We start from the raw sequence: 25,075 nt of genomic DNA on the forward strand, positions 1-25,075 counted from the left end.
ACATGCCCTTGTTCCCTGAAAACGTCGTGATCCGGGAGGTCGGCTTGCGTGATGGCTTGCAAAGCATCCAGCGCATTCTTCCTACCGAACGCAAGATGGAATGGATCGGCGCCGCCTACGCTGCGGGGCAACGCGAAATCGAAGTCGGCTCGTTCGTGCCCGCGCGTCTGTTGCCGCAACTCGCCGACACCGGGGCACTCGTCGCCTACGCGAAGACGCTGCCGGGCCTGCTCGTCTCGGTGCTCGTGCCGAATCTCAAGGGCGCCGAGCGCGCCATCGAAACGCAGGCGGATCTGATGCTCGTGCCGCTTTCCGCGAGCCGCGAGCACAGTCTCGCGAACCTGCGCAAAACACCCGAGGACGTCGTCGCGGAAGTCGCCCGCATGCGCGCCGCGCGCGATGCCGCCGGCTCGAAGACCCTGATCGAGGGCGGGATCGGCACCGCGTTCGGCTGCACGATGCAAGGCCGGGTCGATCAGCAAGACGTGCTGCGCTACATGCAGGCGCTGCTCGATGCGGGCGCTGACCGCGTGAGCATCGCCGATACGGTCGGCTACGCCGGTCCCGCCGCCGTGCGCGCGCTCTTCGAGAAGGCGCGCAGGATCGCGGGCGAGCGTTTCTGGTGCGGCCACTTCCACGACACGCGCGGCCTCGCGCTCGCCAACGTGTATGCCGCGCTCGAAACCGGCGTCGCGCGCTTCGATGCGACGCTCGCGGGCATCGGCGGATGTCCGCACGCGCCGGGCGCGAGCGGCAACGCATCGAGCGAAGACCTCGCCTTCATGCTCGCCGATATGGGCATCGAGACTGGCATCGACATTTCCGCCTTGCTGATGCTGCGCGCGACGGTTGCGCGATGGCTGGAAGGCGAAACCCTGCACGGCGCGTTGTGGCTCGCCGGCCTGCCCAAAACCTTCGCCGCTTCGGCTGCGCTCAACGCTTGAGGTCCTCATGCCCAATAACGCAAGACTCCCGCTCGACGGCATTCGCGTCATCGAATTCACGCACATGGTCATGGGGCCGACCTGCGGCATGATCCTCGCCGATCTCGGCGCGGAGGTCATCAAGATCGAGCCGCCCGGCGGCGACAAGACCCGCAAGCTGCCGGGACTCGGCATCGGCTTCTTCCGCTCGTTCAACCGCAACAAGAAGAGCGTCGTGCTCGACATCAACACGTCCGAAGGCAAGGAAGCCGCCATCGACCTGATCGGCACCTGCGATGTGATGCTCGAAAACTTCCGTCCCGGTCTGATGGCGAAGCTCGGCCTCGACTACCAAACGCTATCGGCGCGCTATCCGTCGCTCATCTATGTCTCGCACAAGGGTTTCCTGCCCGGGCCGTATGAAAAGCGTCTCGCGCTCGACGAGGTCGTGCAGATGATGGGCGGACTCTCCTACATGACCGGACCGGTCGGACGCCCGTTGCGCGCGGGAACGTCGGTGAACGACATCATGGGCGGCATGTTCGGCGCGATCGGCGTGCTCGCAGCCCTGCGCGAGCGCGACGATACGGGTCTCGGTCAGGAAGTGCAAAGCGCGCTCTTCGAGAACTGCGTGTTCCTCTCCGCGCAGCACATGCAGCAGTACTCGATGACCCGCGAGCCGCCCCCGCCGATGCCCGCGCGCGTCTCGGCGTGGAGCGTGTACGACGTGTTCACGCTGGCCGAGGGCGAGCAGTTGTTCATCGGCGCGGTCAGCGACAAGCAGTTCGTCACGTTGTGCGATGTTCTGGAGCGCCCCGACCTCGCGGCCGACCCGAAGTTTGCCGACAACGCATCGCGCGTGGCCGTGCGTCCCGAACTGCTCGAACGGCTGGGCAAGATCCTCGCGAATCATCGCGCGGACGAACTCGCGCCCCGACTGGAGGCAGCCGGCATCCCGTATGCGCCGATCGTGCGTCCCGAGCAACTGCTCGACGACCCGCATCTGAAGGCGAGCGGCGGCCTCGCGCCGATGCAGACGGATGACGGCGGCACGACCGACGTCGTGCTGTTGCCGATCACGATGGGTGGACGCCGCCCCGGCGTGCGCCATGCGCTGGCCCGCGTCGGCGAGCACACACAGGAAGTGCTCTCGCGTCTGAAGAGCCGGGTGAGCGCATGAATATCTCCTGTATCGGCGTGAGCCGGATCGAATCGCATGGAAGGATCGACGCACATGACAGATCTCTTTGAAAACCCGATGGGCCTCGCGGGCTTCGAATTCGTCGAATTCGCTTCGCCCGCGCCGAACCTCATCGAGCCGCTCTTCGAGAAGATGGGCTTTGCGCTCGTCGCGCATCATCGCTCGAAAGATGTCGTGCTGTATCGCCAGGGCGATATCAATTTCATCGTCAATCGTGAGCCGGGGAGCCCCGCCGCCTACTTCGCGGCCGAGCACGGCCCTTCGGCCTGCGGTCTCGCGTTCCGCGTCGAGGACGCCCATGCCGCCTATGCCCGCGCGCTGGCGCTCGGCGCGCAACCGCTCGACATGCCCACCGGTCCGATGGAACTGCGTCTGCCCGCCATCAAGGGCATCGGCGGCGCGCCGCTCTATTTGATCGACCGATTCGAAGATGGCGAATCGATCTACGACATCGACTTCAGGTTCATCGAAGGCGTCGACCGGCGTCCCGCAGGATTCGGCCTCAAGCTCGTCGATCACCTGACGCACAACGTCTATCGCGGCCGCATGGTGTTCTGGGCCGGTTTCTACGAGAAGCTCTTCAACTTCCGCGAGATTCGTTACTTCGATATCTCCGGTGAATACACCGGCCTGACTTCGAAGGCGATGACCGCGCCTGACGGCAAGATCCGCATTCCGCTGAACGAGGAATCGTCGAAGGGCGCCGGACAGATCGAAGAGTTCCTCATGAAGTTCAACGGCGAAGGCATCCAGCACGTCGCGCTGCTGACGGACAGCCTCATCGACACGATCGACCAGTTGGCGATGGCGGGTGTCCCGCTGATGAGCCGGCCCGGCGAGACGTACTACGAAATGCTCGAGGAGCGTCTGCCCGGACACGGCCAGCCGGTCGCGGAACTGCGGACGCGCGGAATTCTGCTCGACGGCAACACGAACGGCGAGACTCCGCGCCTGCTGCTGCAAATCTTCTCCGACGCCCTGCTCGGCCCGGTCTTCTTCGAGTTCATTCAGCGACAGGGCGACGATGGCTTCGGCGAAGGCAATTTCAAGGCGCTGTTCCAGTCGATCGAGCGCGATCAGATTCGCCGGGGCGTGGTCGGACAAACGTGATCCGTCATGCCGGGATGCAGGACCAGCGACAGGCAACGCGAAAAAGAGTGCCGTCGTACCAGTCGATGTAATCAGGAGACAAATATGCAACCCATCGTGATCGCGGATCCGCGTCCGCTCGCTTCGCCGAACATCGATGTCGGCGTCACACCCGGCGCGGAGATTTCCGCGCGCATGGATCGCCTGCCCCTCGCCCGTCATCTATGGGTGCTCGTGTTGCTGATCTCGCTCGGCGGCTTCTTCGAGATCTACGATCTGATCTTCACCGGCTACATCGCCCCCGGCATGGCGAAGAGCGGTCTGCTGCAGACCACGACCCATGCGTTCTTCGGCTTCACCGGCATCGCGGGCTTCATCGCCGCGACGTTCGCCGGCCTGTTCGCAGGCACGTTCGGCCTTGGCTGGATGCCGGACCGATATGGCCGCCGGGCCGTCTTCACCGTCTCGCTGCTGTGGTACTCGATCGGCTCCGCGATCATGGCCTTCCAGACGACGCCCGAAGGCGTGATCCTCTGGCGCTTCATCACGGGCATCGGCGTCGGTGTCGAGATCATCACCATCGACAGCTATGTGACCGAGCTCGTCCCGCAGCACATGCGCGGCCGCGCGATGGCGTTCAATCAGATGGTCATGTTCGCGGCGGCGCCCGTTGCCGCGCTGCTGTCCTACTGGCTCGTGCCGACGACCGCGTTCGGTCTCGACGGCTGGCGCGTCGTGGTGCTCGCGGGCTCGGCCGGCGCGATCGTCGTGTGGATCATTCGCCGTGCGGTCCCGGAGTCTCCGCGCTGGCTCGCAACCCATGGCGAAGTCGACCAGGCGGACCGGATCGTGCAGAAGATCGAGGCCGTGGTCGAACGGCAGACGGGCCGTCCGCTGCCGCCGCCGCTTCCTGTGATCGCGCAACCCGTGCATCGGCGCGCCTCGCTTTCCGAACTGCTGCAGGCTCCGTACCGCTCGCGCCTCATCCTGCTGATCGTCTTCAATTTCTGCCAGGCCATCGGCTATTACGGCTTTGCCAACTGGGTGCCGACGCTGCTGATCGGCCAGGGCATCACGGTGACGAAGAGCCTGCTCTATTCGTTCGTGATCGCATTCGCGTTGCCGGTCGGACCGATGATCGCGATGCTGTTCGCCGACAAGATTCAGCGCAAATATCTGATCGTCGGGGGCGCGCTCGCCGTGATCGTCTGCGGTCTCGCGTTCGCGCAGATGAAATCGGTCGGGTCGCTCATCGTGTTCGGCGTGCTGATCAGTCTCGCCGGACAGCTCATCTCGGTCTGCTATCACGCTTATCAGGCGGAGCTGTTCCCGACAGCGGTGCGTTGCCGCGCCAATGGCATCGTCTACTCCGCGAGCAGGGTCGGGGCGATGATGTCAGGATTTCTGATCGCTTTCCTGCTTCGCGACTTCGGCGTATCCGGCGTGTTCACCGGGATCACGGCGACGATGCTGGTCGTGGCGGTGTCGATCGGCGTGTTCGGTCCGCGAACGAACGGCTTGCGGCTGGAGGAGATCAATCAGTGAAGTTCTATCAACGAGAAACGGGCCGGTCTTGCAGGGTTCGATGCGGGGCCGGTCGAAAAAAAGTCACCGCCAACGAGGGCTCAGTCGAGCGCGTGACGCATGGGCATGGACCCGTGCGCTGGAAACTGCAGTTGGCTCGATTCATGACAAGTTCGAAAGATTGCCGTGGCAAAATATCGGGGCCGAAATCGACAAGCAGGAATCGCCGTGCTTGCCACCATAAGACCGAACAAAAATGCGTGCTTTTGAGGATTACTACCACACGGCAATTGAACAATACCAGGACCGTCGATTCGAGGATGCGCTTCGAACGCTCATATCAACGCTGGAACAATTTCCTGCCGAAGCCGAAGCGCTCAATCTCGCAGCGGTCTGCGCCTTCAATCTACAACGATACGACGACGCAAAAGCATTCTGGCAACGGGCGATCGAGATCAATCCGCGCAACACGGCCCTCCATGTGAACCTCGGAAATCTGCTGGCGCAACTCGAGACGTATGAGGAGGCGCACGCGGCCTTTCAGCAAGCCTCGGAACTCGACGACTCCGTCAGCGAGGCCCGATTCAAGTCTGCGCTCCTGCTTGCGGGTCGCCAGCGCCGCCACGCAGGGGATGTCGAATTGCGGCGTGCACTCGCGCTTCGCGGCGACGGAGCCGAGGCATACCTCTCAGCCGGAAACACGTTCGAGGCGCAAGGACGCCCCGCGGAGGCCGCTGTTTGCTATGAGCACGCGAGCCGACTCGATCCGGAGAGCACGCCGGCATTTTTACAATGGGGCAACGTCGAGATGTCGCTGGAGCGCTGGAACAGGGCCGAGACGGCCTTCCGCGCCGCGATCGAACGGCTTCCGGATGCCGGCTGGCTAAGGTTCAAGCTCGGTCTGATCCTGCAGCACCAGCACAAGCTGGACGCTGCCGAAGTGGTTTATCGCGAAGCAATTGCGCTGAACCCTCATCTGGCTGAGGCGCACAACAATCTCGGCAACTTGTACCTGAGACGGCGCAGTGTGCAGGACGCGATCGGATCATTGAGAGAAGCAGATCGGCTGCGTCCGCATGACGCCACGGTGCTGTGCAATCTGGCGAACGCATTGACCAATCTGGAACAGCCTGGCGAAGCAGAAGCGCTGTATCAACAGGCACTTGTTTTCGATCCGGACCACGCGAACACGAAGTTTCACCTGTCGCTCATGTTACTTGGTCAGGGACGTTACGCCGAAGCATGGCCTCTGCATGAGGCACGTCTCGACCCACGTTTGCCGGATCAGGACACCTTTGCGCCGGACGTGGCATATCCGCAGTGGCAAGGCGAATCGTTGCAAGGCAAATCGATCGTCGTGCTCGTCGAACAGGGTTTCGGCGACGGCATTCAGTTCAGCCGATATTTCCCGCTCGTCAAGAAGCGCGGCGCGGCCACGCTCACTGTGGTCTGCTCAAGTGCCCTCACACGTCTGTTTCAAGATCTCGAAGGTGTCAACCAGTGCATCGAAGCACGGGAGTTGCATCGTCTGCCGGCTCCGGATTTTTGGTGCTTCGCGATGAGCCTGCCGCTCCGGTTCCAGACCACGGTGGACACCATTCCGTGTGAAATGCCCTATCTGCGACCGCCGGTGCGAGAGATTGAAGGGTGGAGGCGTCGCTTGCCACTCGGCAAGCCCAAAGTCGGCCTCGTATGGGCCGGAGATCCGCGACCTCAAGCCCCCCATTTGAACGAGGTCGATCGGCGCCGCTCGGTCAGTGCGCAGACCTTTCTGCCGCTGTTGAACATACCGGGCGTCACGTTCGTCAGTCTCCAGAAGAGCGAGGAAAGCCGCGCGCAGACGGCGAATTTGCCCGGCCATCTGCGTCCATTCGACCCGATGAGCGACGTGTACGACTTCGCGGACACGGCTGCGATCATCGCTTCGCTCGATCTCGTCATTGCTGTCGACACGTCCGTCGCGCATCTTGCGGGCGCACTGAACAAGCCTGTGTGGATCCTGTCGCGCTTCGACGCATGCTGGCGCTGGCTGCAAGATCGTAACGATTCGCCATGGTATCCGTCAGCGCGGCTCTTCCGGCAGAAAAACGCTGGTGACTGGAACGAGGTGATCGAACGCGTAGCGCATGAGTTGCTCGACTGGACAATCGAGCATAGTTAGTCTCTCTGGCCTGGCGCAGTGCGGCTCGTTTCGTTGATGTGCGCTTGCCAGGCGTCGCGTGCACGCGCGACGAAACACTCAACTGCGTTGCCCAGTTGCTGTACTGCCTCGGCCGGACTGTCGAGCTCGCCCATCATGCGGCGCAAATAGAGCGCGACGTGGCTACCCGCATGATAGTGATTACGCACGTTCTTGTTGCCCACCATTCGAAGGTATCCGAACAACACCATGATCGCCGACTGAAGAGTGCCGTCTTCACCGCCGTAACGGCGATACACGTCGTCTTCGGGAAATCCACCGAGAGCCTCAAAGGTAGTCCGACGCATGACGAGACTGCTGGTCACCATGTCATTCATGATCTCGGCATGGTGTACAAATCCGGAAAAGGCCACGATGTCAGGGGGATAGTCGACGAACGCCACGTTGAGCCGAACGACGTGACGTTCCGGGGCAGCCCGAAGCGCCTCTACTGCGCCCCTCAGACCGCCGGGCAAGTATTCGTCGTCGCTGTCGAGGAAGGCCAGAAGCGGCTGAGTCGCGTGCTTCGCGCCGAGGTTTCGGGCGCGTGCGGCTCCGCCGTTTTCCGGGGTTCGTATGAGTTCGACACGCCTGTCAGTGAGCGCAATGCTCTGCGCTATATTCATCGACGCATCATCGGAACCGTCATCAACGACGATGATTTGAGCCGCTTCCCGTTGCGCGAGGCAACTGTTCAACGCGCGGGCGAGCGTTGCGGCAGCGTTGAAGCAAGGGACGATGATGGAGACCTGAGGAGACGGAAGTCTTGATTGCATGACGCGAAACTAAGGTGCGGGCCAAGAATATGGCACGTAGAGAGACTTGGTTAATCTGGCAATACAAAAACTTGCAATCTGCACGAGCCGTTTCTCACCACGACAGGTCGTCGAACAAAAAACTACACAATTCCCTGCTCCGTCAATGAAAATAGTCTGACTATTAACGAAAAAACCCGGTTCGAATCAATGGCTGCATCGAAGGCGGCGGTCGAGCCGCCGTTTCGTCGATCACGATGTGTCGATATTTCGCAATCTTAACTAATAGAAAATTAGTTTGTGTATATTCGAACTGGAATTCAGCCGCGCGCAGGCAAGAAAACTATCGGAGACCTTCATGTCACTAAATTCCGATAAAAATTTAAACGATGTCGATGCGGGATTAGCCGCCCTTGTCGTCATCGCAAGATTCCACGGCATAGCCGCCGACGCTGTTCAACTCAAACATGTCGTCGCGGCAGGTACGGAATGGCTGTCCGAAAATGATCTGGTCCGATCGGCGCGGCATTGGCCTCAAGGCGAGGATCGTTTCGTCTGGTCGTGAGTCTCCTACCAAAGCGCCGCTGCCCGGCGGCGCCCTGTATCAACTGTCCGGTGATGTGGTGATGTGAATACGAAAATGGACAACTCGATTTTCTCTTCTTCGCGGTCGGTGTATACATCATCGAGTTCGCTCGCGCTGGATAGCGACTGAATCATCGTTGTAACCGGTAGTGTCAAGTCGGGCGCCATCACGCTGAGCTCGAACTCGCTCACCTCCGCCGCACATACGCGGACGAATCAACTCGTTGCCGCGATGGCGTCGTATGCGACGGGCGATTCGGGGGTGGGCGCAGCACTCGTTGCGTCGCAGGTAAGCAATGACTCGCAGCATATGCTTGCGGCGTCGCTTCACTAAGGGCTGAATGGTCGAAGGGCAGAGGCATGAATGAATGCGCTTCGATCTTCACCAAGTTGGGCAGTGCGGCTCTGCATAAAGCGGAGTCGCACTTGACGCCAGCGTCGAAGTCTTTCATGCCGAGATGACTGAGGAAGCATCGATCGGTCATATTGGTCGTTTTCACAACTCGCTGTCTCCATCGACGGTTGCGCACTCGCCTCGCAGTGGCGGCCCCCGAAGGCAATGGATGTGTATTGGACGAGTTCAACAGGTCGTCGTCACACTAGCTTGTTGAACAGATTCTAGACACCATCCAGAGCTTCGGATGGAATCCTCCGATCGAGCATTTCGCCTGGTCTGAAGTTCAGCCTATTGGCAACTGCCTGAATCTCTCCTGCGCGCCATTGAAAAAGTCTCGATCGCGAATCAGTTCAGGCCCATGAGCCGGCTTCGTTCCCGCTAGCCCGGCACAGCCGATGCACCAATTTGCGCGGACGCCCGTAGTATCGAACAACACCCTCATCGACGAAACCGCAGCAACCGCGACTATGATCGGCTGCACAAATGTCACGATGACCTCCCCCCGAATGCGCGACAATTCATGACGCTCCGCAGAACCTGGCGTGATCCGCCTCACCGGCTGATCGCACAAGCCAGAACTTTCCCCGATGAACACACGCCTGCTCAGTCTCACGCGCATCCCTTTCTTTTTGCCGCTTTCCGGCGCAACCCTGATGCTCGGCGTCGCGATGTCGTTCACCGCGCCGTATCTGTCGCTCTTCAGCGTCGAGCAGGCGGACATGAGCCCTTTGAAGCTCGGCGTCTTCATGACGGTCATCGCGGCGAGCGGCGTGGTGGCCAGCGCCCTCGCCGGCAAATGGTCGGACAGGCACGGACATCATCGGGAGTTGCTGCTCGCGGCGCTCATCGCGTCGTCGCTCGGTTTTCTGCTGCTTTGCCTCGTGCGGAACTACGCCGCGCTCGTCGCGATCGGCATCGCGTTTCTCGGCGCCGGCGGCTCCGCGATGTCGCTCGTGTTTTCTTTCGCGCGCGCCGCGCTGCCCGTCGATGACGAAGCCGAGCGGGCGCTCGCGCTCGCGACACTGAGAACCGTTCTCTCGATGGCCTGGGTATTCGGCCCTTCCGTCGGCGCGCTGGTTCTGGCCGGCGTGGGCTTCTACGGCCTGTTTCTGTTCGCGGCGGCCTGTTTCATCGCATGCGGCGCGATCGTCTGGCGCATGCACGATTCGCCCAAGGGCGATCCGCACAGCGCACCCGCGCACTATGCGGGCGATCCGACCTCGCTGCTCGAAGTGACCGCGCCCGACACCGAGGAACTCGTGCCGCCGCACGCCGGCGCGTTGCACTCGCGCGCCGAAATCTGGCGCGCCACCGTCGCGATGACGCTCATCGGGCTGGCCGCGAGCGCGACCATGATCGTGCTGCCGCTATACGTCGTGCACGGCATGCATGGCACGCGCATCGACGTGTCGATCATGCTCGGGCTCGGCGCGCTCCTCGAAATTCCGATGATGCTGGCACTCGGCGCACGCGCTTCGCGCCTCGACAAGCAACGATGGCTCGCGTCGTGCGCGGTCGTGCATCTGATCTATTTCATTGCGGTGGCGGCCTCTCCCAACGTCCACTTCCTGATTCCGATGCAGGCCTTCAACGCGTTCGTCGTTTCAGTGACATCATGTCTCGGCATGACCTACATGCAGGATCTGATGCCGCAAAGCCCGGGATCGGCGACGGCGCTGTTCTTCAACGCGTCGCGCGTCGGCTCGATCCTTTCGGGTGTGTTGTCCGGCGCGCTCGTCGCGGCGCTCGGCTATCGCGGCACGTTTCTCGTCTGCGGCTGCATCGCGCTGGGCGCGGCCGTGCTGTTCGCCAATCCGCCATTCGCGCTCATCGCGCGGCGCATCATCGACTGGTGGAAGGCACGGCGGCAGCCCGCGCGCTGAACTCGCGCGCATCGAGCGATGGCAATATAGGCGCACACGCCGCCGAACTCCTCGCGAACATGCCCCAGCGCCTCCCCCCGCTCAACGCCCTGCGTCTCTTCGAAGCCGCCGCGCGCCATCGCAGTTTCAAGCTCGCGGCCGCCGAGCTCAACGTGACGCCGGGCGCGGTCAGCCACGGCATCGGCGCGCTCGAGGAGATGCTCGGCGTCGAGCTCTTCGTGCGCGAGCCGCGCGGGCTGTCGCTCTCCGCCGCCGGCGAGCAGTATCTGCCGTATATCGCCGAGGCGTTCTCGCTCATCGCCATCGGCACGCAAGCGCTGCCCGACAAGCGCAAGCGCCGCACGATCTCCGTCACCTGCGCGCCGACGCTCGCCGCCCGCTGGCTCGTTCCGCGTCTCGCCGATTTCCGCGCGCGCTGGCCCAACATCGATGTCAGCGTGGACACCTCGCGCCGGCAAGCGGGCTTTCCCGTCGACGGCTTCGATTTCGGACTGCGCCTCTCGCGCGGCCCGGTCGACGGCGCATCGTGGCAGCGTCTGTTCGGAGAGCGGCTCGTGCCGGTCTGCAGTCCGGCGTATCGCGCGATGCTGACCGGCGCCGACGGCATCCCCGATCTCGCCCGCGCCGCGCTCATCCATGTCGATACCGCCAGTCAGGACTGGCAGGCGTGGATGGACGGCGCGGGCGTCGACGGCCTCGATCTGCAGGGCGGCCTGCGCTTCGACACCGTCCAGCTCGGCTTCGACGCCGCCGCTGCCGGGCTCGGCGTCGTCATCGGCCGGCGGCCGCTCGTCGATCGCGAACTGGCCGCGGGCACGCTCGTCGAAGTCTCCGCGACGCGCGTCGAGACGCAGACCGCCTACTGGCTCTGCGAGACGCCGCACGCAAGCGCGCGCGCGGATCTCGTCGCGTTTCGCAACTGGCTGATCGAACAGGCGGCCGGCTTTGGCGACAACGGTTGAACTGCGCTCATCCGTCCGCGAAATCTTTTCGTTTGTCAGCACGGACGTTCGCCTGCGACGATGCCCGCAAGGAGGAACACGCGCCATGTCGTCCCTATCCACCGCCAGCACGAGCACGAGATCGGACCGCGCCGCGACCTGGGCGCTCATCGGCGCGGCTGCGCTGATCCTGAGCGCCGCGATGGGCGTGCGCCAGACATTCGGGCTCTTCATCGGGCCGTTTTCGTTCGATCGCGGGATGCCCGTCACGCTGATCGCCTTTGCGATCGCGCTGCACAATCTTGTTTGGGGCTTCGCGCAGCCGTTCGCGGGCGCGGCCGCCGACCGTTACGGCGCGGCGCCCGTCGTCGCGACGGGCGCGGCCACCTTCGCCGCCGGACTCGCGCTCGCCGCCGCCGCGACCTCCGGCTGGATGCTGGTGCTCGGCCTCGGCTTGCTCGTCGGCATCGGCATCAGTTGCACGAGTTTCGGTGTCGTGCTCGCGACAGTCGGGCGCTTCGCGTCGCCGCAAACGCGCAGCGTCGCGATGGGCCTCGCCAGCGCGGGCGGCTCGCTCGGGCAAGTGTTGATGGTGCCGTTCGCACAGGCCATGCGCGTGCACGCGGGCGTGTCGGGCTCGCTCTACGCGCTCGCCTTCGTGCTGCTGCTCGCCGCGCCGCTCGGCATCGTGCTCGATCGCGCGAGCCGCCGGCGCCTCGCATCGGCATCGGCATCGGCATCGCATGAAACGCACGCGCAACCCGCCGCGATGCCGTTGCGCGAAACACTCGCCTATGCGTCGCGTCATCGCGGCTATCGGCTGCTGACGCTCGGCTTCTTCACGTGCGGCTTCCAGCTCGCGTTCATCGCGACGCATCTGCCGGGCTATCTGATGCTGTGCCATATGCCGGTCGGCCTCGGCGCGACGGCGCTGGCGCTGATCGGCCTGTTCAACATGCTCGGCAGTTGGGGATGCGGCTGGCTCGGCGGACGCTGCCGGCAGCATCACGTGCTCGCGTGGCTCTATCTGATTCGCGGCGGCGCGATCGCCCTCTTCGTGCTGCTGCCGACGACGAGCGTGTCCGTCGTCATCTTCGCCGCCGTGATGGGACTGACCTGGCTCGGCACGGTGCCGCTCACCAACGGCCTGATCGCGAAGGTGTTCGGCACGCGGCATCTCGGCACGCTCTTCGGCGTCGTGTTTCTCAGTCACCAGCTCGGATCGTTTCTCGGCGCGTGGCTCGGCGGCTACGTGTTCGACACGACCGGCTCGTACTCGCTGATCTGGGGCGCCACGGCCGTCGCGGGTCTCGTCGCGGCGCTGCTGCATTTTCCGATCGACGACCGGCCTGTCACGGAAGCATCGCTCGCCACGACGTGATGCCGGGAGCCGCGGCGGCGTTCAACGGCGATGCACCTGCCGCTTGAGCAACCAGCTACGCAGATTCGCCGCGTCCTGAAAGTGCGCGTGCGCGCCGGGCGCGCCGAGGATGACGAAGAGCGTCGGCCGCCCATGCACCTGCGCGACGACGATGAGGCAATGCCCCGCCTCGTTCGTGAAACCGGTCTTCTGCAAGCCGACGCGCCACGCCGCGTCGTACACGAGCGGATCGGTGTTGCGATACATGAGCGGACCGTCTCCGCCGAGCACGAGCTTGTGATGCGAGGTCGCGTAGTCGCGGATCGCCGGATAGCGATACGCCGCGCGCGCGAGCTTCGTGAGATCGCGCGCGCTCGATACATTGTGCGGCGAGAGGCCGGTCGGATCGACGAAATGGCTGCGGCTCATGTGCAGGCGCTTCGCGGTGCGGTTCATCGCGCGCACGAAGCCCGCGCGTCCTCCCGGATAGTCGCGACTCAACGCAAACGCAGCGCGATTCTCCGACGACATCAGCGCGATATGCAGCATCGTCTTGCGCAACAGGAGCGAGCCGACCGGCAGGCGCGAGCGCGACCACTTGAGCCGGTCGACATCGGCATCGGTGATGCGCGCCGGCTTGAGCAGCGAGCGCTTCGAGTCGAGCACGACCATCGCGGTGAGCAGCTTGGTGAGCGATGCGATCGGCACGCGCGCGTCGGCGTGCTTCGCGTAGAGCGTGCGCCCGGTCGTCAGATCGACGGCGATCGCGGCGCGCGCCTGCAGTGCCGGTTTGCCGGCCACGCGTTTCGCATGCGCGATCAGCGGCACGAGACTCGCGAAAAGGAAAACGATGAAGAAGAGATGGAGTTTGAGCATGACGCGTTCAGATGCGCGTCATCGAAGCACGTGGCGGCGAATGTGGAGACATGGGGAAACAACGGGCGAAGGAGTCCGCTACCGTAAGTTGCAAGTCTTAAGTGAAACTTAAACCGCGCCCGATATCTCAGCGCCCGCGCGCCCAGTACGCCAGCCCCGCGCACGCGATCAGCAAACTGCCCGTGACGAAGAACACCGAGTGCAGCCCGAACCAGACGCCGATCTGTCCGCCGACGAGCGGCCCGACGACCTGCCCGCTGAATTGCGCCGACTGCAGATAGCCGAGCATCTGCCCGCTGCTGCTTTCGTCGACGGTGCTGCGCGCGAGCTTCGAAATGGAAGGCAGCAGACCGGCGAGCGTCATGCCCATCAGCATGCGCAGCGCGGCGAGCTGCCACCACTGATGCACGAACGCCTGCGGAATCATCGCGAGGCCGGTCAGCACGAGACATCCGACGATCACGTTCCAGCTTCCGACGCGGTCCGCGAGCGCGCCGAGCCGCGCCGCCGTCAGCATGCTGCCGAGCGCGGAGCACGCCATGACGACGCCCGCGATGCGCGCGACGTGATCGGGCATCACGCCCAGGCTGCCGATGTAGACCGTGATGATCGGTTCGATCGACATGTTCGCGAGCAGCACCATCATCGCGGTCGCGAGCAGCGCGGCGACGACGATGTAATTCGTGCGATGCGCCTGCGCGGAAGCCGCGTGCGTCGCGCGCTGGTTCGCATCGGCGGGATGGAACTCCTCCTTCACGAGGATGATCGTGAACAGCGCGGCGAGCGCGATCATTCCTGCGCCCGCGAAAAACGTCCCGCGAATCCCGATGAGCCCCGGCAACATGCCGCCGACGAGCGGTCCGGCGAGATTGCCCGCGAGCGCGCCCGTCGACAATATGCCGAGCGCCCACCCTGCGCGCTCGCGCGGCGCCTGCGTGCCGATCATCACCGTCGACGCCGACGCATAACCGCCGATCAGTCCCGCGAGCAGACGCAACGCGACCAGTTGATGCACCGAATGCGCGACGCCGATCAGCGACATCACGATCGCCATGCCCACAGCCGCGCGCACGAGCATCGGCTTGCGGCCGTAGCGGTCGGCGAGTCGCCCCCAGAGCGGCGCGGTGACGGCGGTGCCGAGAAAGGTCGCGCTGAACGCGACGCCCGACCACTCGATCACCGCCGCCTGCGAACTCACGCCGAGCTGCCGCACATACAGCGGCAGGAACGGCAGCAACATGCTGAGACTCACGAGCGTGGTGAACGAGCCGAACACGCAGACGGCGAGATTGCGCCGCCAGTATTGCCCGTTGCGTTCGGCGTAGCCGGGCGGCATCGACGTTCGAAGGACCGGGCTCATTTCGACCTCAATGCGGTGAACAGATCGACGGCAAGCGCAATTGCAAGCGCGCCCGCGCCGATCACGAACAACAAGCGGTAATCACCGCCGCTGCTCGAAAACAGGAACGAGAGGCCGTAGGCGGCGAGCGCCTGAAACACGGCGAATCCCGTCGTCGCGGTGCTCCATGCGCCCTTCTGCGCGACCGGATGATGCGCGAGCAATTCGTTCACGCGCCCCAGCACGAGCGGCACGATGCCCGGCGTGAACGCGCCGACCAGCACGCTCGACACCATCAGGACGCCCGCGTTCGACGAAACCGCCGGCAACGCGACCGCAATCAGTTGAAGCAGGTACGCGACGCGCAACGCCGGGCCGAAACCCGCGCGATCCGCGAGATGACCGGCCAGCAGCGGTCCGACCATCGCGCCGAGCCCGTACAGCACCCAGAACTGCGCGCCCGCGTCGACGCCCTTGCCGAGACCGCGCGCGACGAAATCGACGAGAAAGATCATGTGCGGCACGAGACCGACCGCATTCAACGCGTACTCGACAAAAAGCGCACGCAACGCGGGCGGCGGCGACGCCTTCGCCTGTTCGCGCGCATTTCCATGCGAGAAAGCCGCGGCATTCTGCGACGGCCATCCGTTCCACGCGACGATCGTCAGCAGCAAAGAGACGGCCGCGAGGCCCAGCCACGTCTGCGTCAGTCCTTGCCGCAACAGCAGCGGCACGATCGTCCCCGATGCGGCGATGCCCAGCCCGATGCCCGTGAAAATCGCCCCGCTCGCAAAGCCGCGACGCGACGGCGCGACATGCGCGATGATCGTCGGCGCGGCGAGCACCATCAGCGCGCCGCCGGCTATGCCCGAGAGGAACCGCCACGCGAAGAACCACAGAAACGAAACAGGAAACGCGCACGCGACGAACGCAATGGTCGCGATCACCATCATCGCGCGCAGGACCGTCGCCGCGCGCGCATGCCGCGCCAGCAAACCGGCGATGAGCGCGCCCGCGAGGTATCCGCCGAGATTGGCCGCGCCGAGATAGGCCGCCGTCGACGCGGAAAACCAGTGCGCACCGATGATCGCCGGCAGCAGCGGCGTGTAGGCAAAGCGCGCGAGCCCGATGCCGACGAGACTCGCGCTCGCGCCGGCGAGCACGCCGCGCCAGAGCTGGAACGACCCGCGTTCCGATCGATTCAAGACTGCGTATCGCATACCGCCTCCATCATTGCGTCCGGCGCGGCCTGCGCGCCTGTCGATGAAGGCGAGTCTATATTCGATCGATACGCGAGAGAATCGACGGAATTCGGAAGACAATCTTCCGTTATTCGGTCGAATCGAGCCGCAATTGCTTGAAATGGCGGCGCAGACGCGGCGCGGCGAAGTCGACGAACGCGCGCACCTTCGGCACCGACAACCGCCCGTGCGGCGTCAGCAGATGCACCGGCAACGGCGCGTGCTCGCTATCCGGCAACACGATCCGCAGCGTCGCCTCCTTCACTTCCTTCGCGACGTGATAGGAAAAAAGGCGCGTGAGACCGTGTCCGTCGACGGCGGACGCGACGGCCGCGCGCACCGTGTTCACGATGAGGCGCGGCGCGAACTGCACCACTTGCGGAATGGTCGAGCCGCTTGAAGTCGGAAAGCTCCACGAATCGAGGCCGAAATGCGTCATCGAAATGATCTGATGCTGAGCGAGATCGGCGGGCCGTCCGATATGCGGATGCTTCGCGAGATAGCGCGGCGACGCGGCCACGACGCGCCGCACTTCGCCGACCGGAATCGCGACCAGCGTCGAGTCCGCCAGATGCGCGATGCGCAACGCGACATCGATGCCTTCATCGATCAGGCTCACGGGACGGTCGAGCATCTGCAGGCGCACGGAGACGGCGGGAAAGCGCGCGATGAAATCATCGAGCAGCGGACGCAGCAGGTCTTCGCCGGCCGCGACGGGCGCGGTGATCGTCAGCAGCCCGCGTGGCGCCGAGCGTTCGTGCGCGATCAGCAGGTCGGCTTCTTCGAGATCGGTGAGGATGCGGCGGCACGCGGCTGCATAACGTTCGCCGGCTTCGGAAAGCCGGATCGTGCGCGTCGTGCGATGGAGCAGCGCCGCGCCGGTGTGCTCTTCGAGAAAGGCGATCGCCCGGCTCACGGCGGCGGGCGAGCGGCCGAGCCGCCGCCCCGCGCCCGCCAGACTGCCTTCGTCCAGCGTGGCGATGAACACTTTCATCGCGTCGATTCGGTCCATGTCGGCTCGGTGCTTCGCTCGGATCGGAAGCGCCCAGTCTACCGGACCGCATCGCACGGATGAAACGTGTCAGACGACCGCGATCGTCACGTCGATGTTGTGCTTCAGCGCCTTCGAGTACGGGCAGGTCTGATGCGCCATCTGCGCGATCTCCTCCGCGAGCGCGCGCTCGATGCCCGGCAGGCTCACGTTCAGCCGCGCGCGCAGCAGATACGCTTCACCGCTCATGCCGAGGTCCACTTCGGCATCGACGGCGGTCTCGGCGGGCAGACGCGTCTTCAGCTTCGCCGCGGCCTTGCCCATCGCGCCGATGAAACACGCCGACCAGCCCGCGGCGAGCATCTGCTCGGGATTGGTGCCCGCCCCGCTCGATCCGGGCGGCGAGAGTTTGACGTCGAGACGGCCATCGGTGCTTTTCGCATGGCCTTCGCGGCCTCCGACGACGCGGGTTTTGCCGGTGTACAGGACGGTGTCGATCTGGGTCATGATGAATTCCTCGTGTGAGTTCGAAAGTCGATTGGGTCAGTGATGCGCGAAGAGCCGGGCGGTGTCGATAGCGGTCACGCCGCGCGCACCGGATTGCGAAACCGTGTCGCTCATGCCGCCGTATGACTGCATCGGCATGGCGGCGCTTTCATTGGCGATGGTCTGCGCGCTCACGCCGCGCTGCGATGACGGCGCGCCCGCGAGCGGGTCGTAGTGCGGCGCGGGACCGTATCCGCTGCTGGCGAACGCGGAGCCGGCGGCGACGGCGCTGATGGCGATGACTGCGGCGGTGACGAATTGCTTGATCATGATCGGGCCTCTCTTGCGTGAATGCGGGAATGGGGTAAGCAAGCTGATCAGCTGCCTTGATAGAGACTGCGCAATGCGGCGATCTGGCCATCGCGTTGCGCCTGAACCAGCTCGCGCTTCACTTCGGCGCGGGTCTTGCCGGCATGGGCGTGATTCGCCACGGCTTGTTCGGTCTGCACGCTCACCGGCGTGTTCGCCACGGCGGCGTGAGCAACGCCGGTCAGCGCGCCGGCGACGAGAGCGAAAGCAACGATCGTGGATTTCATGGTGTTTCTCCTTGGCGGTGAATCAGTCGATTGAATGAGTTGCGGCACTCGGGCTTCGCGGTGTTCGTCTTGCGTGTCACTCGTGAGCCGTCGTTGTGTGTATTTGAAGGCCCGCAGGTATCTGGCTTGTGTCCGGGAAGCGGGCCTTGTGCAATGTTTTGTATCGCGTGCGTTGCAGATACATTGCGATACAGAACCCGGCCTAGCGCTCGGCCAGGAGCTTGCCGATCGCGGCTTCGGTCTGCGCATAATCGCCTTCGCCGAAGTGCGTGTAAGCCACGCGTCCGTGCTTGTCGATCAGATAGAACGCCGGCCAGTACTGGTTGCCGTACGCGGCCCAGGTCGCGTAGCGGTTGTCCTGCGCGACCGGATACGCGATGCCGAAGCGCTCGATCGCGCGCTTCACGTTGTTCGTGTCCTGCTCGAACGGAAACTCGGGCGTATGCACGCCGATCACGACGAGCCCCTTGTCCTTGTACTTCTGATGCCACGACTTCACGGCCGGCAGCGTATTGATGCAGTTGCCGCACGCGAAGGTCCAGAAATCGACGAGCACGACCTTGCCGCGCAACTGCGCGAGCGTGAGCGGCTCGCTGTTGAGCCACGTGTCGATGCCGGCGAATTCCGGCGCGGCAGTTGCGTTGACGTGAGCGCTTGCGGGCGCGTCGGCGTGCGCGGGCGCGATGGCCGCGCAGGCGGCCAATCCCGCGCACGCGGCAGCGTTCCTGATGGAAGCGAACATGACGAAGTCCTTTGGATGCGGTAGGAAGCGGGGCGGCGTGACATGGACATGTCGCCCCGGCGAGCCGGCGATTGCGTCGGCATGACCGCATTGGACTGCGCGCGCGTATCCCGCTTGTGTCGGCGCAAGGCGCATTGCGCAATGTTATGTATCGCGTGACATGCGAGATACACTGCGATACAAAACCTCCGCCGAAGCGCGCTATAACGCAGACATCGCGTCATCAGCGGGAGCTTCGAATGAAACGCATGCTGGCGGTCCTCGCTTTTCTCGTCGGCGGGATCGCGACGGAAATGGCCCATCCGGTTCAGTGTCTGCTGGTCAGCCCGAGCCGGGTGCAACTCAAGCGTCAACGACAACGATCCATCGATGGAAACCACTGATCACGTATTGATCGTCGACGACGATCGCGGCATCCGGGAACTCCTCGCCACCTACCTCGAAAAGAACGGCATGCGCGTGTCGCTCGCGGCGAACGGCCGGCAGATGCGCGCCGTGCTGGAGCAGCAAGGCGCGCCGGATCTGATCGTGCTCGATCTGATGCTGCCCGGCGAGGACGGTCTCGTGCTGTGCCGCGAGCTGCGCGCGGGCAAGTTCCGCGACGTGCCCGTGCTGATGCTCACCGCGCGCAACGAGGAAGCGGACCGCATTCTCGGCCTCGAAATGGGCGCCGACGATTACCTGCCCAAGCCTTTCGCCGTGCGCGAGCTGCTCGCGCGCATCCGTTCGGTGCTGCGCCGCACGCGCATGTTGCCGCCTGGAATGGAAGTGAACGAATCCTCGCAGATGCTGGGATTCGGCGACTGGCGGCTCGACACGACCGCGCGTCATCTGCTCGATGCCGAAGGCACGATGGTCTCGCTGTCGGGCGCGGAATACCGCCTGCTGCGCGTCTTTCTCGACAACGCCCAGCGCGTGCTCACGCGCGATCAGTTGCTAAACCTGACACAAGGCCGCCAGGCCGACGCGTTCGACCGCTCCATCGACCTGCTCGTGTCGCGCCTGCGCCAGCGCCTGCGCGACACCGCCCGCGAGCCGCGCTACATCAAGACCTTGCGCAGCGAAGGCTATGTGTTTTCGGCAGAAGTCAAACCGGTCGAGTCGTCTCGATGAGCAGCGTGCCGCCGACCTCACTGCTGCACTGGCCGCGCACGCTGTTCGCGCGGCTTGCGCTGATACTCGTCGTCGGGCTGGCGCTCGCGCAGACCTTCTCGTTCCTCTTGACGATGCGCGAGCGCGACGATTCGATGACCAGCATGATGATGGGCTACGTGGAGCGCGAAGTCGCCAGTTCGGTCGCACTGCTCGATCACCTTCCGGCCGACGAACGCGCGCAGTGGGCGCCGCGTCTCGCGCGGCGCAGCTACGAATTCATACTCGGGCCCGGGGTGACCGGCACGCCGCCCGATGCCGCGTTGTCGGAGCGTTTCGCACACGCGATCGGAGAAGGCATCGGCAAGCGCTATCCGCTGACGGTCAATGCCGTGCCCGGCGACAAGGAGCGTTTTCAGGTGCATCTGCGTCTGTCGGACGGCTCGCCGCTCACCATCGACATGCGCCCGATGGTCGGCACGCCGCTCTCCGGCTGGCTCCCGCTCGTTCTCGTGCTGCAACTGATCGTGCTCGGCGCGTGCTGCTGGCTCGCGGTGCGGCTCGCGACCGGTCCGCTCAAGCGTCTCGCCAGCGCCGCCGACACGCTCGGCCCCGATCTCAAGGCCGAGCGTCTGCCGGAATCCGGGCCGGAGGAAGTCGCGCGCGCCGCCAGGGCATTCAACGCGATGCAGGACCGCGTCTCGATGTACATGGCCCAGCGCATGCAGATCCTCGCGGCGATCACGCACGATCTGCAGACGCCGATCACGCGCATGCGCCTGCGCGTCGAGGTGATGGACGACGAGTCGACCGGCGCGAAGCTTCAGCAGGACCTGAAGGAGATGGAATCGCTCGTGAAGGAAGGCGTGACCTACGCGCGCACGTTGCACGGCACGAACGAAGCGCCGCGCCGCATCGATCCGGACGCGCTGTTCGAAAGCATCGTCAACGATTATCTCGATGCCGGGCAATCCGTGACGCTGTCCGGCAGCATCGGCGGCGCGTTGATGGCGCCGCCGCAGGCGCTGAAGCGCGTCGTGGGCAATCTCGTCGACAACGCGATCAAGTACGCCGGCGCGGCGGAAATCGAAGTCGCCACGCGCGCCGACGGCCGCGCCCTGGTCTGCGTGCTCGATCGCGGACCGGGCATTCCGGAGCAATCGCTGGAAGCGGTGTTCGAGCCGTTCGTGCGGCTGGAAGGTTCGCGCAACCGGCAAACCGGCGGCACCGGGCTAGGTCTCGCGATCGCGCGCCAGCTCACCCTCGCGATGGACGCGTCGCTCACGCTGCATCATCGGGAAGGCGGCGGACTCGAAGCGCGGCTCATCCTCAAAAAGGCCGCCTAAAGTAGTTTTTTCCGGGCGCCATCACATATGACGTCCTATATTTCCGACCTACACGTTAGCACTAAGTTGACGCACCTCGCCCCGCCAGGATAACGTTTTCCTTGCGCACACCGCGGACAGCGAACACACCTTTTTGCGCCGCTCCAGTCATACGACATCGTTTGTTTGAGCGTCGTCTTTCGCGCCGATTCCCACATAAAACCGGATGCACCGGATCAGGAGACAATCGATGAAACACCCTCACAACCGCGCGCGCCGTACGTTCGTGAAGTTCGCGGGCCTGTCGGCGAGCGCCCCACTGCTTGGCGCGATGGGCACATTCGGCATGCTCGCGGGCTGCGGCGGTCACGACGACGACGGCTCCGGCTCGACGCCGCCCACCGCGCAAGACCCGATCTGGGGTTCGACCGGCTCGGCGACGCAAATCGTGAACGCGCTGAAGAGTGTTTCGACGTCGATGTTTCCGAGCCGCCAGTTCCTCGTCACCGATTACGGCGCGAAGCCGTGCGCGGTCGTCGCGGCGACGAATCCGTACACCGACCCGGCGAAATCGCCCTTGAGCACCGGCGCCGACCAGACCAACGCGCCGGGCTCCTTCGACTCGCGCCCCGCGTTTCTCGCCGCCATCACGGCGTGCAACGCGGCGGGCGGCGGACATGTCGTGGTGCCGTCGGGCACCTGGTATTGCGCGGGTCCGATCGTGCTGCTGTCGAACGTCGACTTTCACCTGAGCGCGAACTGCACGATCTACTTCAGCCCGAACCCGGCCGACTATGCGAAGGACGGCCCGGTCGACTGCGGCGCGAACGGCAAGCTCTACTACAGCCGCTGGCAGGCGAACGACTGCCTCAATTACGGACCGCCGGTCTATGCGCGCAACCAGAAGAACATCGCGGTGACGGGCGAAGGCGACACCTCGGTGCTCAACGGCCAGGCGATGACGCCCTTCGCCGGCAGCGGCAACACCGCGACGTGCTGGTGGACGTGGAAGGGCAATAGCGGCGTCTATGGCTGCGTGAATTCGTCGACGCCCTCGCAGGCATCGATCAATGCGAACAACGTCGATCTGAAGACCGCCGTGCCCGGCATCGCCGATACGCTCTACGCCAAACTCACCGATCCCGCCACGCCCTGGCAACAGGACCAGAACTACCTGCCCGCGCTGTCGGAAGCGGGCGTCGCGATCGAAAAGCGCATCTTCGGCATCGGCCATTACCTGCGGCCGTGCATGGTGGAGTTCATCGGCTGCACGAACGTGCTGATGGAAACCTATCGCACGAACAACACGCCGTTCTGGCAGCATCATCCGACCGATTGCCAGAATGTCGTGATGCGCGGCGTGACGGTGGACAGCATCGGCCCGAACAACGACGGCTTCGACCCCGACGCTTGCGACACGGTCCTGTGCGAGAACGTCACCTTCAATACCGGCGACGACTGCATCGCGATCAAGTCGGGCAAGGATCTCGACACGCAGTACGGCCCGGCGCAGAACCACGTCATCCAGAACTGCACGATGAACAGCGGGCACGGCGGCATCACGCTCGGCAGCGAAATGGGTGGCGGCGTGCAGAAAATCTACGCGCGCAATCTGCAGATGCTCAACAAGTTCTGGGCGACGAACTCGCTGAACATCGCGATCCGCATCAAGACGAACATGAATCGCGGCGGCTTCGTGAAGGACTTCTACGTCGACAACGTGACGCTGCCCAACGGCGTCAGCCTCACGCCTTCCGGCTATGGCAGCAGCATGCTCGCGGGCAGCCCGATCAATTCGACGGTGCCCATCGGCGTGGTGACGGCGACGGCGGCGAATCCGTCGGCGTCCCAGGGCGGCATCATCACGTTCGATTGCGACTACCAGCCGTCGAAGGACGCGATCCGCACGCGGCCCGCGCTCGTGCAGAACGTGAACATCTCGAACGTGAAGGCGAGCAACGTGTCGCTGAACGGCGTCAACGGATCATGCTTTCAGGCGATCGTCGCGCAAGGTCCGGTCGCGTTCGACTACAACGGTCCCGCGCCGACGCCGGCGATTCCCGCGATCACCGGCGTCACGATCACGGACTGCGACTTCGGCACGCCGGTCGCGGCCGGCCCCGCCACCGCGACGACGCCGGGACCGATCTACGCGTACAACGTGCACGACATCAACTTGAAGAACACGGTGATCGCGGGTGTGACGATGAACTCGACCGTCAGCGATCCGCGTTAGCGATCAGCCGTTTTCCGGCCGCTCGGGCTGCGGGTTCGCGCGAACGCTCTTGCGCAGCTTGCGGACCTGATCGGCCGTCACCGCGGGGGCGCGATTGCCCCAGCTCGATCGCACGAAGGTGAGCACATCGGCGATATCGCGGTCGGTCAGACGTTGTGCGAAGCCGGGCATGCCGTAGTGCGTCGGCGCAGCCTTCGTCCACGGCACTTCGCCGCCCTTCAGCACCAGCGTGATGAGCGAGCTCGGATCATCCGAGTTCACGACCGGATTGAGCCCGAGACGCGGGAACGTGCCGCCGTAACCCGCGCCGCTCGTGCGATGGCAGGCCGCGCAGTTATCGACATAGGTCAGCGCGCCGTTACCCGAGACGGTTCCGGTGCGCAGCGCGAGCGTTGCCGCATCGTCGGCCTTCAATGCCGGTTCCGGCGGGCGAACGGGCGAAAGCGTCTTCAGATAGCGCGCGATCGCCATCAGATCCGTGTCGCTCATATGCTGCGTGCTGTCTTCGACGACGTCCTTCATACCGCCGAACGCAGCCGCATGCGCGGTACGCCCGCTCTTGAGCAGCGCGACGATATCCGCCTCGCTCCATCCGCCGAGCCCGTCCTTGACGTCGCCGCGCAGGCTCTTCGCCAGATAGCCGTCGACGACGCCGCCGGACAGATACAGCGGATCGGCGTCGCCGAGCGCCTTCTCCTGCAAGCCGATGCCGCGCGGCGTGTGACACGAGCCGCAATGCCCGAGCCCTTCCACGAGATAGCGTCCGCGCGCGGCCGAATCGCCGCTGACGGGCGTGTCGGCGGCAACCGGCGACGGCGCGAACATCATGCGCCAGAAGCGCAACGGCCAGCGCATCGAGAGCGGCCACGGAATGCCGTTCGCGTGATTCGGCTGAGAAACCGCTTGCACACCGTTCATGAAATAGGCGTAAAGCGCCTTGACGTCCGATGACTTCACGACCGCATACGACGCGTACGGCATCGCGGGATAGAGCGTCGTTCCGTCCTTCGCGATGCCCTGCCGCACCGCGCGCTCGAAGTCCTCGAACGTATATGCGCCGATGCCGGTCTGCTTGTCCGGCGTGATGTTGCTCGAATAGATCATGCCGACCGGCGACCCGATGCCGACGCCGCCCGCGAACGGCCTGCCGCCCGGCGTCGTGTGGCAGGCGGCGCAATCGCCGACGCTGGCGAGATAGCGGCCGCGTTCGATCAATTGCGCGTCCGCGCTGGCCGACGCGCAGGCGGGCGCCGCAACCGCGAAGCATGCCGCCGAAAGAAGCGCCGCCGTGAGTTTGTTCATGTTCATCGCCGT

24 protein-coding genes are annotated in these 25,075 nt (G+C 64.5%); 13 read left to right on the forward strand and 11 right to left on the reverse strand.

Annotation, left to right across the window (positions count from 1 at the left end):
* The first annotated feature begins 2 nt into the window (after nucleotides 1–2).
* The 5 genes from U4Y90_RS21965 (at nucleotide 3) to U4Y90_RS21985 (ending at nucleotide 6,898) form a co-directional block, all read left to right on the forward strand.
* Nucleotides 3–944, forward strand: a complete 942-nt coding sequence (locus tag U4Y90_RS21965; protein ID WP_321797684.1) for a hydroxymethylglutaryl-CoA lyase — start codon at nucleotides 3–5, stop codon at nucleotides 942–944.
* A gap of 7 nt (nucleotides 945–951) precedes the next feature.
* Nucleotides 952–2,103 carry a CaiB/BaiF CoA-transferase family protein gene (locus U4Y90_RS21970; RefSeq protein WP_321797686.1) on the forward strand — a complete coding sequence of 384 codons (1,152 nt, stop codon included), beginning with the start codon at nucleotides 952–954 and terminating at the stop codon, nucleotides 2,101–2,103.
* Nucleotides 2,104–2,157: 54 nt separating this feature from the next.
* Entirely contained in the window at nucleotides 2,158–3,234 is a 1,077-nt protein-coding gene (gene hppD / locus U4Y90_RS21975) for a 4-hydroxyphenylpyruvate dioxygenase (RefSeq protein ID WP_321797687.1), read from the forward strand.
* 84 nt (nucleotides 3,235–3,318) lie between these two features.
* The gene (locus tag U4Y90_RS21980; protein WP_321797688.1) at nucleotides 3,319–4,758 is read left to right on the forward strand and encodes an MFS transporter; all 1,440 of its coding nucleotides are present in this window, start codon (nucleotides 3,319–3,321) and stop codon (nucleotides 4,756–4,758) included.
* Nucleotides 4,759–4,993: 235 nt separating this feature from the next.
* The gene (locus tag U4Y90_RS21985) at nucleotides 4,994–6,898 is read left to right on the forward strand and encodes a tetratricopeptide repeat protein (protein ID WP_321797690.1); all 1,905 of its coding nucleotides are present in this window, start codon (nucleotides 4,994–4,996) and stop codon (nucleotides 6,896–6,898) included.
* Here the strand turns inward: U4Y90_RS21985 and U4Y90_RS21990 are convergent.
* Entirely contained in the window at nucleotides 6,895–7,692 is a 798-nt protein-coding gene (locus U4Y90_RS21990; protein ID WP_321797692.1) for a glycosyltransferase family 2 protein, read from the reverse strand. The genes U4Y90_RS21985 and U4Y90_RS21990 overlap by 4 nt on opposite strands.
* Before the next feature lie 337 nt (nucleotides 7,693–8,029).
* Here U4Y90_RS21990 and U4Y90_RS21995 point away from each other — a divergent pair, with 337 nt between their 5' ends.
* Nucleotides 8,030–8,236: a hypothetical protein gene (locus U4Y90_RS21995; protein ID WP_321797694.1), complete on the forward strand. Its 207-nt coding sequence runs from the start codon at nucleotides 8,030–8,032 to the stop codon at nucleotides 8,234–8,236.
* A 208-nt stretch (nucleotides 8,237–8,444) separates the two neighbouring features.
* On the opposite strand, the gene U4Y90_RS36180 is transcribed toward U4Y90_RS21995, so the two are convergent.
* Nucleotides 8,445–8,840: a hypothetical protein gene (locus U4Y90_RS36180; RefSeq protein ID WP_415749398.1), complete on the reverse strand. Its 396-nt coding sequence runs from the start codon at nucleotides 8,838–8,840 to the stop codon at nucleotides 8,445–8,447.
* Between the two features lie 400 nt (nucleotides 8,841–9,240).
* Here U4Y90_RS36180 and U4Y90_RS22000 point away from each other — a divergent pair, with 400 nt between their 5' ends.
* The 3 genes from U4Y90_RS22000 (at nucleotide 9,241) to U4Y90_RS22010 (ending at nucleotide 12,858) form a co-directional block, all read left to right on the forward strand.
* Entirely contained in the window at nucleotides 9,241–10,536 is a 1,296-nt protein-coding gene (locus tag U4Y90_RS22000; RefSeq protein WP_321797695.1) for a sugar efflux transporter, read from the forward strand.
* Between the two features lie 59 nt (nucleotides 10,537–10,595).
* Nucleotides 10,596–11,498, forward strand: a complete 903-nt coding sequence (locus U4Y90_RS22005; protein WP_321797697.1) for a LysR substrate-binding domain-containing protein — start codon at nucleotides 10,596–10,598, stop codon at nucleotides 11,496–11,498.
* Nucleotides 11,499–11,583: 85 nt separating this feature from the next.
* Nucleotides 11,584–12,858: an MFS transporter gene (locus U4Y90_RS22010; protein WP_321797699.1), complete on the forward strand. Its 1,275-nt coding sequence runs from the start codon at nucleotides 11,584–11,586 to the stop codon at nucleotides 12,856–12,858.
* Between the two features lie 21 nt (nucleotides 12,859–12,879).
* Here U4Y90_RS22010 and U4Y90_RS22015 read toward each other — a convergent pair whose 3' ends face one another.
* The 8 genes from U4Y90_RS22015 to U4Y90_RS22050 all read right to left on the reverse strand — a co-directional run bounded on the left by U4Y90_RS22015 (nucleotide 12,880) and on the right by U4Y90_RS22050 (nucleotide 19,108).
* On the reverse strand, nucleotides 12,880–13,713 hold the full coding sequence (locus U4Y90_RS22015) for a serine hydrolase (protein WP_321797701.1): 834 nt from the start codon (nucleotides 13,711–13,713) through the stop codon (nucleotides 12,880–12,882).
* A gap of 127 nt (nucleotides 13,714–13,840) precedes the next feature.
* Complete coding sequence (locus U4Y90_RS22020; RefSeq protein ID WP_321797702.1) at nucleotides 13,841–15,073, reverse strand: MFS transporter; 1,233 nt, start codon at nucleotides 15,071–15,073, stop codon at nucleotides 13,841–13,843.
* A complete protein-coding gene (locus U4Y90_RS22025; protein ID WP_321797704.1) occupies nucleotides 15,070–16,272 on the reverse strand; it encodes a YbfB/YjiJ family MFS transporter in 1,203 nt (400 codons plus the stop codon). Before U4Y90_RS22025 ends, U4Y90_RS22020 begins: the two co-directional genes overlap by 4 nt.
* Before the next feature lie 109 nt (nucleotides 16,273–16,381).
* On the reverse strand, nucleotides 16,382–17,305 hold the full coding sequence (locus U4Y90_RS22030) for a LysR family transcriptional regulator (protein WP_321797706.1): 924 nt from the start codon (nucleotides 17,303–17,305) through the stop codon (nucleotides 16,382–16,384).
* Nucleotides 17,306–17,374: 69 nt separating this feature from the next.
* Entirely contained in the window at nucleotides 17,375–17,791 is a 417-nt protein-coding gene (locus U4Y90_RS22035; RefSeq protein WP_321797708.1) for an organic hydroperoxide resistance protein, read from the reverse strand.
* 36 nt (nucleotides 17,792–17,827) lie between these two features.
* Entirely contained in the window at nucleotides 17,828–18,100 is a 273-nt protein-coding gene (locus tag U4Y90_RS22040) for a hypothetical protein (RefSeq protein WP_321797710.1), read from the reverse strand.
* 47 nt (nucleotides 18,101–18,147) lie between these two features.
* Entirely contained in the window at nucleotides 18,148–18,366 is a 219-nt protein-coding gene (locus U4Y90_RS22045) for a DUF4148 domain-containing protein (RefSeq protein WP_321797712.1), read from the reverse strand.
* Nucleotides 18,367–18,568: 202 nt separating this feature from the next.
* A complete protein-coding gene (locus tag U4Y90_RS22050) occupies nucleotides 18,569–19,108 on the reverse strand; it encodes a thioredoxin family protein (RefSeq protein ID WP_321797714.1) in 540 nt (179 codons plus the stop codon).
* Between the two features lie 239 nt (nucleotides 19,109–19,347).
* Here U4Y90_RS22050 and U4Y90_RS22055 point away from each other — a divergent pair, with 239 nt between their 5' ends.
* The 4 genes from U4Y90_RS22055 to U4Y90_RS22070 all read left to right on the forward strand — a co-directional run bounded on the left by U4Y90_RS22055 (nucleotide 19,348) and on the right by U4Y90_RS22070 (nucleotide 23,761).
* Nucleotides 19,348–19,491 carry a hypothetical protein gene (locus U4Y90_RS22055; RefSeq protein ID WP_167390430.1) on the forward strand — a complete coding sequence of 48 codons (144 nt, stop codon included), beginning with the start codon at nucleotides 19,348–19,350 and terminating at the stop codon, nucleotides 19,489–19,491.
* A complete protein-coding gene (locus U4Y90_RS22060) occupies nucleotides 19,478–20,221 on the forward strand; it encodes a response regulator (RefSeq protein ID WP_321797717.1) in 744 nt (247 codons plus the stop codon). Before U4Y90_RS22055 ends, U4Y90_RS22060 begins: the two co-directional genes overlap by 14 nt.
* The gene (locus U4Y90_RS22065; protein WP_321797719.1) at nucleotides 20,218–21,546 is read left to right on the forward strand and encodes a HAMP domain-containing sensor histidine kinase; all 1,329 of its coding nucleotides are present in this window, start codon (nucleotides 20,218–20,220) and stop codon (nucleotides 21,544–21,546) included. The genes U4Y90_RS22060 and U4Y90_RS22065 overlap by 4 nt, the downstream gene beginning before the upstream one ends.
* A gap of 229 nt (nucleotides 21,547–21,775) precedes the next feature.
* Entirely contained in the window at nucleotides 21,776–23,761 is a 1,986-nt protein-coding gene (locus tag U4Y90_RS22070; RefSeq protein WP_321797721.1) for a glycoside hydrolase family 28 protein, read from the forward strand.
* A 3-nt stretch (nucleotides 23,762–23,764) separates the two neighbouring features.
* Here U4Y90_RS22070 and U4Y90_RS22075 read toward each other — a convergent pair whose 3' ends face one another.
* Complete coding sequence (locus U4Y90_RS22075; protein ID WP_415749399.1) at nucleotides 23,765–25,069, reverse strand: c-type cytochrome; 1,305 nt, start codon at nucleotides 25,067–25,069, stop codon at nucleotides 23,765–23,767.
* Nucleotides 25,070–25,075: the final 6 nt, after the last annotated feature.

It is taken from the genome of Caballeronia sp. J97 (genome assembly GCF_905220305.1).
Taxonomy (GTDB): Bacteria; Pseudomonadota; Gammaproteobacteria; order Burkholderiales; family Burkholderiaceae; genus Caballeronia.